The following is a 12,364-nucleotide window of genomic DNA, read 5'->3' as shown; positions in this document are numbered from 1 at the left end:
GTTCTTGGAAGGCTGGAACGGGGCGGAAACATTTTCCGCCTCGGGGTTCCAGGGTTGCTCCCCTGCCTGCCCGCGATCCGTTGCCATTCTCGGGCCTTACCGGCCCGAGCCGCTGGCACGCACCGTGCTTAGCTTGGGCGCGGGTGGGACGGATGCGCCAGGCCTGGGCCGCCGTCCCGAGGTGGGAGGCGAGCGTGAACAAGAGCGTGCAAGGACGTCATCTGGATCCGGTCTGTGGTCGACACCTGGAGGAGCCAGAAGGGCAGCCTTCGACGGAGTACAAGAAGCGCCGGTACTTCTTCTGCTCGGAGAACTGCCGGCACGCCTTCGAGAAGCAGGCGGAGCGCTTCCGCATGAACGAGCTGGCGCGAGCCGGCGCGCTGCTGTCTCCCGGCCGGGTGCGCTGGGGCATCTCCTGAGCGCGAGCTGGCTGAGCAGCACTCCCTGAGGGGCCAGCCCCGAGGGAGCCGGGATCCAGCGCAGGCGCGTCCTCGCAATCTCCCAGGACCCGCCGGGCCCGTCGTGCCCGTCTGCCCTGGAGCCCCCGATGTACCGCCTCGTCCCGCTTGCCCTGTTGCTGCTCGTCGCCTGTGGAAAGTCCTCAGAGACACCGGAGGATCCGCCGGGGAAGACGCCAGAGGTGGTGGGTGGCATCCAGGGCTCGCTGGTGGTCCACATGCCCATCCGGCCCTCTTCGGAGAGCCTGGTCAGCGCCCATGCCCTGCTGGGCGACGGGAGCCGGTTCCGCCTACCGCTGGATGCGCAAGGCTCGGCGCGCTTCGAGGATCCGTCCATCGTGGGCCCCCAGGACGTCAGCGTCGTCTTCGTGAGGACGCCCGACTACGGCGGGACCGAGGTCTACACGGTGCTCGGGATCAACCAGCCGGAGGTATGGCTCAGCCACCCGTTCGGCCCGTCGGAGCAGACCTCGCTGCAGGGCACGGTGTCCGGCAAGGTGACGGGCGCCAGTGGGAACGGCACCGTCACCGTGACCGCGGTGAATGCCTTGTCCGCCTACCCTCGGAACCCCGCCGCGGACGGCGCCTTCACGCTCGAGGTGCATGGAGTCGCTCCGGGCCAGGCCACGCTCTTCGCCTGGGAGGTCGCTGACGATGAGTTCACCGTCCTGCGCGCCGGGCTCAAGCGGGGCGTCACCGTGGGCGGAGGACAGGCGGTGAGCGGGCAGGACGTGGCGCTCGATCACCCCGTGGACCAGCTCCTCGATGTCGGGGTGGAAGGGCTGCAGGCCTACGGCAGCGTGGCGAGCGCGGAGTACCTCTTCTTCGAGGGAGAGGCGGAGCTCTTCCGCACGGACGCCTTGGGCTCCGTGCCCTTGAAGGTGCCCACGGTGGCGCGGACGCCTCCGTTCGACACCACCCGGACGATGCTGAGAGTCAAGGCGGGGGACCGCGAGAGACTGCCCTCCGGGCGCACGACGGCGGAGGTGCCCGTGGCGAGCACGGCCACCAGCGCGAGCGTCAAGCTCCTGGCGCCGATGCGCTTCGAGTCCCCGACCGTGGGGACGAACAAGGCCCCGCCCGCCGTCCCGCGCTCGGGCCTCACGGTGCGCTGGAGCGCGGACCCCGAGGCGCAGCTGCACCGGATGGGCATCGCCGCCGCGGCGGGCCAGGCGGGGCGCCTCAACTGGATCGTCTGGGCGCCTCCGTCCATCACCTCGTTCACCCCCTTCGCGCTCCCAGCGGAGGTGTCTCCCCACGCGACGCTCGCCACGGGCCGGCACGCGATCGAGATCTCCGCCTACGCCCGAGGCGATGTGCAGGGGTATGAGGCCTGGTTCGGCAGGGACTCGCTCCGCGACGGCCCGGCGCAGCGAGACACCGGGCTGATGGGCTACGTGAACCTCCAGTAGCGCGCCGCGGCTTTGCCGGCTCGCCGGGGACGAGCTAGACAGGCGGCTCCCCACCCCGAGCGAGCCGTGACCCTTCCGATCTCCCGCGACGACATCCGCGCCACGTACGAGCGCATCCGGCCTCACATCCGGCGCACGCCCGTCTGGAACCTGCCGCCGGGCACCTTCGGGCATGACGGCCCGGTGAGCCTGAAGCTGGAGTTCCTCCAGCACGCGGGCACGTTCAAGCCGCGAGGGGCCTTCAACACCCTGCTGACGCAGCCGGTGCCCAAGGCGGGCGTCGCGGCGGCCTCGGGAGGCAACCACGGCGCGGCGGTCGCCTACGCGGCCAGGCAGCTCGGCGTCCCGGCGCGCATCTTCGTGCCGGAGATCTCCAGCCCCGCGAAGGTGGAGATCATCCGCCGCCTCGGGGCGGAGATCGTCATCGGAGGCCAGCGCTACGCCGACGCGCTCAGCGCCTGCACCCGGCACGTCTCCGAGACGGGCGCGCTCTCCATCCACGCGTACGACTCGATGCCCACCATCCAGGGCCAGGGCACCGTGGCGCTCGAGTGGGAGGAGGACGGGCCGGGGCTGGACACCGTGCTGGTGGCGGTGGGCGGAGGCGGGCTCATCTCCGGCATCTCGAGCTGGTGGGCGGGGCGAGGCGTCAAGGTGGTGGGCGTGGAGCCCGAGGGCTCGCGGGCCCTGCACGCCTCACTGGAGGCGGGGCGCCCGGTGGACGTGACGGTCGAGTCGATCGCGGCGGACTCGCTGGGCGCGCGCAACACGGGAGAGCTCGTCTTCTCCATCGCCCGAGCCGCCGTGGACCACGTGGCGCTCGTGAAGGACGCGGCGATCCGCGAGGCCCAGCGGACGCTCTGGCGGGACTGGCGCATCGCCTCGGAGCCGGGCGGCGCGGCGGCGCTCGGGGCGCTGCTCTCCCAGGCCTACCGGCCGAAGCCGGGCGAGCGCGTGGGCGTGCTCCTGTGCGGCGCCAACGTGGAGCTGAGCAAGCTCGCGGAGCTGCTCTGAGGGCTCACGCCGCGGTGCGCAGATCCTTGAGGCGCAGGGACACGCGGCGCTGGCCGCGGAAGGTGTCCACGCCCACCTGGAAGGCCAGGTCCACGGGGCCCTCGACGAGGGTGAGCCGGTCCGCCATGCCGAAGCCGATGGCATCCACCTCGGGAGCGTCCACGAGGGCCAGCTTGAGGTGGGCCGAGCCGTAGCCCGTCTTCGGCGTCACCACGCGCGGGCGAGCCATCTGCCGGCGCAGCACCAGCACCGGCTCCGGGTTGCCCTGGCCGAAGGGCCCCAGCTTCTGCAGGGCCTCCACCGCGCTCTCGTCCAGGTCGCGCGGCGTCACCACCGCGTCCACCTTGCACCGGGGGATGAGATCCTCGGGCGACAGGCGCTGCATGGCGATGCGCTCGAAGGCCTCGCGGAAGGCGGGGAGCCTGTCGGCCTCGATGGTGAGGCCGGCGGCGTACTTGTGGCCACCGAAGCGGGCCAGCATGTCCGAGCACCCGCTGAGCGCGTCGAACAGGTGGAAGGCCTCGATGCTGCGCGCCGAGCCCTTCCCCACCCCGTCATTGACGCCGACCATGACGGTGGGCCGGTGGAAGCGCTCCACCACGCGCGAGGCGACGATGCCGATGACGCCCGGGTGCCAGCCCTCGTTGTAGAGGACGAAGCCGCGAGCCTCCTTGCGCGTCTCGGCCTGCTTGAGGGCCTCGGTGAGGATGGTGCTCTCGATGCCCTGGCGCTCGGCGTTGGCGCGATCGAGCACCTGGGCCAGGCGGCGCGCCTCCTCGAGGGACTCGGAGGTGAGCATCTGGAGCCCGAGCGACGCGTCATGCAGGCGGCCGGCGGCGTTGACGCGGGGCCCGAGGCGGAAGCCCACCTGCCCGGCGGTGATGGGAGCATCCGGCTCCAGGCCAGCGGCTTCCTTGAGCGCCCGGACACCGGGGCGGCGAGCGGCGGTGAGCTCCTGGAGCCCGTGGGCCACGAGGATGCGGTTGGCGCCGGTGAGGGGGACGACATCGGCCACGGTGGCCATGGCCACCAGGTCCATGAGGGCGCGGAGGTTGGGCTCCTTGCGGTTGGCGAAGAAGCCGTCATCTCGCAGGCGCTTGCGCAGGCCCATGCAGAGGTTGAAGGCCACGCCGGCGGCGCACAGCGTCTTGGTGGGGTACTCGCAGCCCGGCTGGTGGGGGTTGAGCACGGCCACCGCGGGAGGCAACGTGGCAGGTACGGTGTGGTGGTCGACGATCACCACATCCACGCCCAGGTCGCGCGCGCGGGAAATCTCGGCGGTGGCCGATATTCCGCAGTCCAGCGTGATCAGGACGCGCGTGCCCTCAGCCGCCAGCTTCTCGACCGCCTGGATGTTGAGGCCGTAGCCCTCGCCCAACCTGTGAGGAATGTAGGTTCCCGGGCGAGCCCCCAACTCCCGGAGGAAGAGCGCGAGCAACGAGGTGGAGCACACCCCGTCGACGTCATAGTCGCCGTAGAGGGTGATCTTCTCGTTCTGGCGGAGGGCGCGGGTGATGCGCTCGGTGGCGGCGGCCATGCCCTTCATGCGGAAGGGATCGGGCAGATCCGCGAGTTTGTCCGAGAGGAACGCGTGGGCGGCCTCGGGGGTGCGGTAGCCGCGGTGCAGGAGGATGCGAGCAGGCAGAGGATGCAGACCGAGCTCCCCGGCGAGGGACTTCGCCTGCTCGTCAACCGTCTCGGGTAACACCCACCGCACCGTCGGACTCCTCTCCCGGGTAGGAACGCCCGGCCCGCCGATCATACCGCTGAACAGGCATGACAGTACCTGAATGGTCTGACCAGCAAGGGCCAACCTCGAGGATGACACTTCCCTTCCTGAACACGCGATCAGGAAGGCGCTTGTGTGCCCCCTCGGGTTGGGGAGGAAGAGCGAGGAGGCAGGCGCCTGGGAGTCTGGCGACCGTCTCGTCCGGGTTGTCCCCAGCAGGTTCTAACGGGCTCGGCGGCGCATCCCATGTCCCGGAGCTGTAGGGGGCTGGGCGCACGCGCGATGGGCCTGAGCAGTCGTTGGGGGCCCGCTCGGACGGGGGCTCGGCCGCTCGCCAGGGCAGGGACGACGGCGAGGGACCGGGTGAGCAGCTTGTGTGCACACCACCTGACTCAGGGAGGAAGGGATGCACAACAAAGGACTTCGGGTGATGGCGTTCGTGCTGGGGCTGGGGGTTGCGGGCACGGCGCTGGCCAGGGATGAGGACAAGAAGGGCGATCTGAAGGTGTTCTTGAGCGGCGGCGTGAGCGAGTACACCGGCGAGCTGGGAGAGGACATCAACACGGGTCCGGCGTGGGGCCTGACGGTGAACGTGCAGCCCACGAACATCCTGGGCTTCGAGCTGGGCTACACGGGCTCGAGCAACACGGTGGACAACGGGCTGCTGCCCGATGCGCGGCTGACGCGCAACGGGGCCACGGGGCTGATCAAGCTGGCGCCGCCCTTCATCGAGGTGGTGAAGCCCTTCGTGGGCGCGGGCCTGGGCGCCTCGTACGTCTCGGCCAGCGGGGGGGCGGGGCTCTACGACTCGGACCTGGTGGAGGAGGTGCCGGTGGCCGCCGGCGTCGAGTTCAACAAGGGAGGGCTGACGGCGGGCCTGCGCGCCACGTACCGGCTGCTGGTGGATGAGAGCTTCGCGTCCGACGCGTCGCTGGGCAATCCGCAGGGCGGCCTCTTCGACGCCTCGCTCACCCTGGGCGGCCGCTTCTAGCGGCGGGCTCAGCGCAGCGGAGTCCGACGGGTTCGAATCCCATCGGGGACACTGAAGTTGGGGCCGGAAGCTGCTGATTCGTCAGCGGTTTCCGGCTTCGGTGCTTTCAAGCACCGGAGTGTCTCCCGAATGCTTCCAAGCCGGCCGCGTATGCCGTAGTTCCATCGAGGTGGAACATAGGTGGTCTTGCGCCTGCTTGCATTGGCTCTTAAGTGAGAGACCTCCCCATGAAAGCCTCCACGCCCCAGCCGTCTGTTCAGGTCCAAGTGGTTCCCAGCCAGTTCCCGCGCATCCTGGAGAGGGCCGGTGATGACAGGACCTTCAGGGCGCAGCTTGAACGCGCGAACGTCATCCTCGTACCTGAAGAGGACTACCGAGGGGCAGATGGACCGGTATTCCCTCCTGGCACCGAGAACTTCTTCAGGTACCTCCAGGACAACCAAGCTGACTCCCTCACAGTTGACCTAGCTGTTAGGGACGAGGATTACCTGGAGCTGGGCCTACATGGGGAGGAATTGTGGATCCCGACCCTGGTCATGATTGCAGGAAACCAAGCCCAGGTGTCCCTCCTCATTAACCTCCTGTCAAACTACGTCTACGACTGGCTCAAGCGAGGACCGTCCCGGAAGGAGGGGAACGTAAAGGCAGAGGTGCTCCTCGACGGGCAGAAGAAGACCGTGTCCATCAAGTACGAAGGGCCGCCCGGGACCTTCGAAACGGCCTTTTCTGAATCCCTGCGTGCCGCGTTCAACGAGCAGTCCGGTGGAGACTCCAAAGCGGGGAGCAAGAAGAAATGACGTTTGTTTCGAGGCTCGACCGCGCCGCCATTGCTGAACTGGTAGAAAAGGCCGCGCAGTTGGCCCAGCCAAGATCCGAACTCCAGGCGTACCGTGCCCATGGGGGAACTCTTTCCGCCACCGGTCGCGCGCACCTCACGGCAGCCAAAGCTTCGGCAGTAGCAACAGGTGACCAACATCTTGCAGCGGCGGCGTGGATCCTGGAGACCATCGCCACGGCACAAACGGCGTATGTAGAGGCCGTGGAACAGTGCCGCCAAGACCACTACTACGATGCATGGGTAGCGTTCGAGCGCGCGGAGATTCAGCTCTCCTTCCTCGCGTACCACTTCGATGATGCGGCGGATCGCTATGGCGTCGCCTTCATGCTGGAGCACATTCCACGCTTCCAGTCCTTGTTCCCGTATACGGCCTTCTTCAGTCCAGGGTTCATAAAGAAGAAGGTGCTCTGCAGCATCTGCGGGCACCATGTAACTCCCCGCAAGACGTGTGGGCACCGGGTATTTGACCTGTACGACGGCGAGATGTGTGGCCGCAGGATCGCGGAGTCAGTGATTATGGAAATCTCCTTCGTGAAGACTCCGGTGCAGAAGTACTCGGTCCTCTTCACGACCACTCCGTACAACTACGGCAAGGTCCACTACGTTGTGTCGCGCTTGGCCTCGGCATGGGATGGCTGGCATGTGCGCACGGAAACACGCCGCTTTACGAACGAGAAGTACCTCCAACCCCCGTTCGCGCGCTGCGCCCCAAACGCTCCGTGTCCTTGCGGCTCACTCAAGAAGTTCAAGAAGTGCTGCGCTGGTAAGAAGACACACGAAGCGCTGCACTGCATCGTGATCTTCGACGTGGAGCCGCCACCTGGCGTCTCGCTCGCTGACCAGATGATTTGTCGCCACTCGGTAAACGACCCGCTGGTCAACGCACCGAAATAGCCTGGAGTACCTGTGTGCCAAGAAAACGGGGCGGCACAGTAAGTGCAGCACTGGAGAGTGTTGAGCGGAAGCCATCGCTTATGCATAATCTTCAGAACCGCATCCAGTAACCCGCGCTTGACCACACCCTCGATTCGCCCTGCGGGTTGAAGTCACCAAATACACGAGGTCAGCTTTGGACTGGAACAAGTTGCTGTCGAAGAAGCGCCTAAAGAATGACGGCACTCTCTTGGAGAAGGCAGAGGAACCCGAGCGCAGCGCCTTCGAGCGCGACTGGGACCGGATCCTCTTCTCAACGGCATTCCGCCGGATGCACGACAAGACCCAGGTCTTCCCATTGCCTGAGGACGATGTCGTCCACTCAAGACTCACCCACAGTTTGGAAGCTTCCTCGGTAGGGCGGTCGCTTGGCGTTGCTGTCGGGAAGAGGATCCGAGAAAGAGAGAAGTATCCCGAGCGATTCCCGCACGATGTGGGCACAGTTGTTGCTGCCGCATGCTTGGCTCACGACATCGGGAACCCGCCCTTCGGACACAGTGGAGAGTCCGTAATTGCTTCCTTCTTCGAGCACGGCGATGGAAAGCAATTCCTGCCCGAACTTTCCGACCGCGAGCGCACGGACCTCTTGAAGTTCGAGGGCAACGCGCAAGGATTCCGACTGCTGTCCCGTCTTCAACATGAGGGGGATGGGGGCTTGCAACTAACTGCAGCGACGCTCGCCACGTTCACCAAGTATCCAAGGGAGTCAAGCAAACCGGAAGAATTCCCTTCCAAGAACAACACTCCGCCACGAGCGGACTTAAAAAAGCACGGCTTCAAGCAAGCAGAAAGGAACTTGTTTCAATTGATAGCAGAGGAGGTTGGCTTGATACCTCAACAGTCCGGCTTCGATGGCTTGGCTTGGACGCGACATCCTCTTGCGTTTCTGGTCGAAGCTGCCGACGATATCTGCTACTCGATTCTCGACATCGAAGATGGGGTGCGCCTCGGTTATGTCGCAGCGGACGAGGCCGAGTCAGCCCTCCTGCCGGTTGCCCGGAAAGCCTCGGCATTCAGCGAGAATGAATTCAAGCAGAAGAGCCATAACAAGCGTAGCAGCGTTGGCTACTTGCGCGCCAACGCAGTTGGTCAGTTCCTGAGGGAATGCGTCGAAGCATTCATGGACAATGAACCCCAAATCCTAGAGGGGAAATTCGAACAGTCGCTGTCAAAAATTATCCCCTCCGGAAGTGATTTGAAGAAGCTGCAGCAACTTGCTCAAAGCAAGTGCTACAGGGCCACGAGCGTACTGGAGATTGAACTCGCTGGGTATGAAGCGCTGGGTGGGCTTCTGTCCTCTTTTGTCCCTGCTGCGTTAAAGGAAGCCCCCTCGCAGCGCGAGGAAAAGCTGGTTTCACTTATGGAGCAAAGGTTTGGGAAGAAGAACACCTCGTCCAAGTACGACAAACTTCTTTGGGTAACGGATTACGTCAGCGGGATGACTGACCGTTATGCGCTCTCTCTATTCCGGCGTATTAGTGGCATCTCTATTCCAGGGCGCGTGCTCTAATCCCAGTATTCAGGTGAGTCGATCCTGATTGCGTATCACACTGAAGCGGCCGCTCTGCCGTAGGACGTGGCAGAGGCATGTCCCGACTGAGAAGTATAGATGGGATGAGCGGCTACGTGCTGCCCATATGGATGACTGTCGCCTGCCTGTTCACGGTTTATCCGCAGCAGGTCTGCGCCGGTTCGCATAAGCAGGCAGGTAACACTCCTCATTCCACTCGTACGCATACTCCTCACACGGCGGGCGCGCGTTGTCGATGCGGTTCCAACATCCGCCGCGAAGCTCCACCTCTCCGTTCGGCCGGCACGGGGGCTTGCGCTGACCGGGGAGCGGCTCCTGGGGGAGCGGTTCTCCCGCCGGAGACACTCTTTCCCCCAGAGGTTCTGGCAAGAACGTCTTGCCGGAGGAGTTCTGGGCGCTGTCCCCCACGGCAACGCTCCCATCATCGCTGGGCCCCATCCCGGGAGTGGCCCGCGCCCCCTCTTGGCTCCGCTCCACCCTCGACGCCCAGATCATGGCGATTACCCCTCCCAGGAGGGCCACTGCGGCAGCTACCCTCCAGGGTGACGCGAGAGTTCGAGGCACAGCCGACCTGCTGACCGTTGTGGTCCGAGCGCGTGCCTCCGCCCGCCGTCGTGTGAGTTGCTCCCTGGCAGCGACATCCCGCTCCTCGGCCAGCCGCACCGCTTCCGGAGAGCGCCACCGAGGTTGGTGCGCGTCTCCCCAGCGGAACATCGGAGCATCCGCCTCGGCTCGCGCACCTTCCGCCGCCTGTTGCAGCGCCTCCGCCGCCTCGCGAGCCTGGCCATGAAACCGCTCGACAGGAGCCGTGGCCAGCAGGCGCAGGATGAGGGCATCCACTTCCCGGCTCACCTGGGGATTGAGTTCGCTCGGTGGCCGCGGCCCAGGCCCGCCCTCCCGCCACACCTCGGCTCCGGGCTCTTCCGGGTGGGTGAGCGGCGGGTATTCGTCCGTCAGCAGCCGGTAGGCCATCACTCCGAACGCGAACAGATCATCACATGCGCTGGCCGGGTAGTGAGCGGTGGGGTGGCGAAGGAAGGTGCGCAGGAAGGCCCACGCCTCGGGGCTGCGGTACGTAGGCGTGCCCGGCGGCAACAGCTTGGAGGTGAGCGTCGCGGCTCCCCGATAATGCCCGGCTCCGAAGTCCGTGAGGGTGACCCATGCATCTGCTGGCCGCACCAGCACATTGGCTCCCTTCACGTCTCGGTGCACGCTCCCGGTCGCGTGCGTGGCCTCGAGCGCTCGTGCCACCTGCGCCAGCACTCGGAGCATCTGCCGCAAGGATGGGTTGCGTCGCGCAGCCCACTCGTACAGCGGTTCGCCCTCCGCCCATTCCATCACCAGGTACGGAAACACTCCGGACGCGTGCTCCCACAGTCCCTGCGCCTGCAACCGTGGGACGTGGGCACTGCGGATGCGCGAGAGCAGCGAGGCCTCCCGCGCGAAGCGCTCGTCCCGAGGATGGATGGCCAGCTTGAGCGCAAAGGGCCCGGCATTGCCCTCTCCTGCCCGCTTCACTCGGTACAGCGAGCCGTAGGCGCCGCGGCCTCCGAACCCCACCACCTGCCACGGGCCTACCTGCGTGCCCAGCGGCAAGGCCAGCGGATCCACTTCCTGACTGGGCTGTCGCTGTCTCCCCATGGGGTTCTCCGTCACGCGGGAGCTCATTGCCGCGCACTCCGTACCCTACCTCATGGGGCAGATGCACGCAGCCTCACTTCCCACAGCAGGCACGCTGGCACTCCCCGCCGACGAGCCCCATGCGGGCCTACGTTCCACGCACCAGCTGCTCGTGGACAAGTCTCACTGCGGTTCTCGTGAGCAGACCCGAGGTGTGACGAGGCTCCCGCCCCGGAGGCACCAAGGAGTACAAGCTCCCCATGAACTTCACGCCTTGGGGTGGAAGGTGAGCGGGGACCGATCCTGGGAGGGCGACTGGAAGGCCCGTCTGCATGAGCGGGTTCAAGATCGTGGGTACGATTCGCTCACCGCTTTCGCCGAGGCGCGTCCCACTGCCTCACTGGTGGCATTAGCCGAGGAACTGGGCGCGGACGACATCGCCGGCGTGCAGGTATTCAGCGTGTTGGTCGAGGAGGCGGAGCGGAGTCATCAGGTGACGCGCCTGGTGCGCGGGCAGCTCGTGCGCGAGCTGTCTCAGCATCTCCCGAACGGCTGGCCGGCCGTGCTGGACGAGGCCACCCTCTTCGATGTCGCCCATGCACTTGCCCGTTGGACAACCTACACCCCCGAGACTCATCAGAAACGTGTCAAGCAGGCCAGGGCAGCGCTGCGAGCCACGCCGCCGCCACCCGGCTGGCGCCCTCTTGGCCCTGACAACGAGCTCCTCCGCACGCTCCTGCCCGACGAGGAAGCTTGAGGGCGGAAGCGCGCGCAGCAGACTTCCGCGAAGATGCCCGGTAGTCAGCAGCCCTCCCCTACCTCTCTGCTCTCGCTCGGTCCCTTCAACACGAGCCTTCTCCTCTCGAGCCAGCCGTATTCATGGAGGAAGGCCCCTTCCTTCACTGGTATCCAGGCGCTCCCTTCATTGACGGGACTGGCATAGCCCCCCTGTAATCTCGGGTGGTGCTCCCGAGGCGTGGGGGCATTGCCAGGAGGCCCCACATGCGGCACGGGGCGGTCGTGCTGCTGTTCGCCTCCTTCGCCGGGTGCAGCACCCCAAGCGATATCGAGGTCGTTCATATCCCCCCACCCCCGTGAGGAGTCGCCCTCTGATGATAGAGACGTATTACGCTGGCTCTTGCTGGCTCGACCGGCCCGAATCCGCCGAGGCTTGCGCGCGACGTGCGGAGCGGTTCTTCCACCTCCTGGGGCACTGCGACCCAGCGTGGACCCGCTGGTATGAGCCGGCGGCATCCTTCGCGGAAGCACGCGAACGCGTCTTCGTCACAGACGCGGAGAGCTTCCAGAAGCTGTTCGCGCAAAAGGAGCATCGGATCGGAGATGGCTTCTCCTTCCATCTGTGGACAGGTGAAAGCCAGGAGGAGACATCCGGGGTTGATGGCAACTGCGGTCATTCCTCTCTGCACCTCCCGTCCACTTGCGTACTCCGGCCTTATGAGGAGGGTCCTCTTGGGGAGCGCGTGCTGACCGCACCCGTCATGGCCGGAGTGCTGCGCGCCATGGCCATGGCCTGGGACCCGGAGTGGGGAGTGGCCACATCCGAGGCGCACCGGGACAGCGTGACGGACAAAGCGAAGCCAGGCACCTTCGTAGGCTGGGTGATGTACTTCTCGCGGCTGCGTGGCACGGTGCCCCCACTGCCTGCCCCCGTACGTATCGAGCCCGTCGAGGACCAGGGCACCCTCGTCATCCTCACTCCCGAGCGGTTCACCGCTTCCAACCCGGAGCACGTCGCGCTCGCTGCTCGCGTCCACGAACTGCTGGCTCGAGCCGGGCTGCTAGGACCATTGAAGCCCTGGTCAACAGGGTGACGGCGT

Annotated in this window: 11 protein-coding genes; 9 read left to right on the top strand and 2 right to left on the bottom strand. The window is 66.1% G+C overall.

The annotated features are described in order from the left end of the window. The first annotated feature begins 194 nt into the window (after window positions 1-194). The 3 genes from KY572_RS25540 (at window position 195) to KY572_RS25530 (ending at window position 2,884) form a co-directional block, all read left to right on the top strand. On the top strand, window positions 195-419 hold the full coding sequence (locus KY572_RS25540) for a YHS domain-containing protein (protein WP_224245575.1): 225 nt from the start codon (window positions 195-197) through the stop codon (window positions 417-419). A 128-nt stretch (window positions 420-547) separates the two neighbouring features. After that, complete coding sequence (locus KY572_RS25535) at window positions 548-1,870, top strand: hypothetical protein (protein ID WP_224245574.1); 1,323 nt, start codon at window positions 548-550, stop codon at window positions 1,868-1,870. 66 nt (window positions 1,871-1,936) lie between these two features. After that, window positions 1,937-2,884, top strand: a complete 948-nt coding sequence (locus KY572_RS25530) for a threonine/serine dehydratase (protein WP_224245573.1) — start codon at window positions 1,937-1,939, stop codon at window positions 2,882-2,884. A gap of 4 nt (window positions 2,885-2,888) precedes the next feature. On the opposite strand, the gene recJ is transcribed toward KY572_RS25530, so the two are convergent. After that, on the bottom strand, window positions 2,889-4,601 hold the full coding sequence (gene recJ, locus KY572_RS25525; protein WP_224245572.1) for a single-stranded-DNA-specific exonuclease RecJ: 1,713 nt from the start codon (window positions 4,599-4,601) through the stop codon (window positions 2,889-2,891). A gap of 418 nt (window positions 4,602-5,019) precedes the next feature. Between recJ and KY572_RS25520 the strand changes: the two genes are divergently transcribed. From KY572_RS25520 to KY572_RS25505, 4 genes are all read left to right on the top strand, one after another. Further along, window positions 5,020-5,604, top strand: a complete 585-nt coding sequence (locus tag KY572_RS25520) for an outer membrane beta-barrel protein (protein ID WP_224245571.1) — start codon at window positions 5,020-5,022, stop codon at window positions 5,602-5,604. Between the two features lie 227 nt (window positions 5,605-5,831). Then, complete coding sequence (locus KY572_RS25515; protein ID WP_224245570.1) at window positions 5,832-6,401, top strand: hypothetical protein; 570 nt, start codon at window positions 5,832-5,834, stop codon at window positions 6,399-6,401. After that, complete coding sequence (locus KY572_RS25510) at window positions 6,398-7,336, top strand: SEC-C metal-binding domain-containing protein (protein ID WP_224245569.1); 939 nt, start codon at window positions 6,398-6,400, stop codon at window positions 7,334-7,336. The genes KY572_RS25515 and KY572_RS25510 overlap by 4 nt, the downstream gene beginning before the upstream one ends. Window positions 7,337-7,511: 175 nt before the next feature. Continuing rightward, window positions 7,512-8,885 (top strand): deoxyguanosinetriphosphate triphosphohydrolase, encoded by a 1,374-nt coding sequence (locus tag KY572_RS25505; protein ID WP_224245568.1) that lies wholly within the window; start codon window positions 7,512-7,514, stop codon window positions 8,883-8,885. Window positions 8,886-9,035: 150 nt separating this feature from the next. Here KY572_RS25505 and KY572_RS25500 read toward each other — a convergent pair whose 3' ends face one another. Further along, on the bottom strand, window positions 9,036-10,574 hold the full coding sequence (locus KY572_RS25500; protein ID WP_224245567.1) for a serine/threonine-protein kinase: 1,539 nt from the start codon (window positions 10,572-10,574) through the stop codon (window positions 9,036-9,038). A 238-nt stretch (window positions 10,575-10,812) separates the two neighbouring features. On the opposite strand from KY572_RS25500, the gene KY572_RS25495 reads away from it, so the two are divergent. Together KY572_RS25495 and KY572_RS48190 are read left to right on the top strand one after the other, a co-directional pair. Continuing rightward, window positions 10,813-11,283, top strand: coding sequence for an NUDIX hydrolase (locus KY572_RS25495; protein WP_224245780.1), 471 nt, complete (start codon window positions 10,813-10,815; stop codon window positions 11,281-11,283). Between the two features lie 355 nt (window positions 11,284-11,638). Next, entirely contained in the window at window positions 11,639-12,358 is a 720-nt protein-coding gene (locus tag KY572_RS48190) for an immunity 52 family protein (protein ID WP_407659996.1), read from the top strand. The last annotated feature ends 6 nt before the right edge of the window (window positions 12,359-12,364 follow it).

The organism is Hyalangium gracile, from assembly GCF_020103725.1.
GTDB lineage: Bacteria > Myxococcota > Myxococcia > Myxococcales > Myxococcaceae > Hyalangium > Hyalangium gracile.
The sequence above is the reverse complement of the archived record's forward strand: the minus strand, read 5'-3'. Positions and strand labels throughout refer to the sequence as shown.

Bases quoted from the DNA above. Each gene is read 5' to 3' on its own strand.
- KY572_RS25535 (WP_224245574.1), top strand. From the start codon at position 548: ATGTACCGCCTCGTCCCGCTTGCCCTGTTGCTGCTCGTCGCCTGTGGA.
- KY572_RS25520 (WP_224245571.1), top strand. From the start codon at position 5,020: ATGCACAACAAAGGACTTCGGGTGATGGCGTTCGTGCTGGGGCTGGGG.
- KY572_RS25515 (WP_224245570.1), top strand. From the start codon at position 5,832: ATGAAAGCCTCCACGCCCCAGCCGTCTGTTCAGGTCCAAGTGGTTCCC.
- KY572_RS25510 (WP_224245569.1), top strand. From the start codon at position 6,398: ATGACGTTTGTTTCGAGGCTCGACCGCGCCGCCATTGCTGAACTGGTA.
- KY572_RS25500 (WP_224245567.1), bottom strand. From the start codon at position 10,574: ATGAGCTCCCGCGTGACGGAGAACCCCATGGGGAGACAGCGACAGCCC.
- KY572_RS48190 (WP_407659996.1), top strand. From the start codon at position 11,639: ATGATAGAGACGTATTACGCTGGCTCTTGCTGGCTCGACCGGCCCGAA.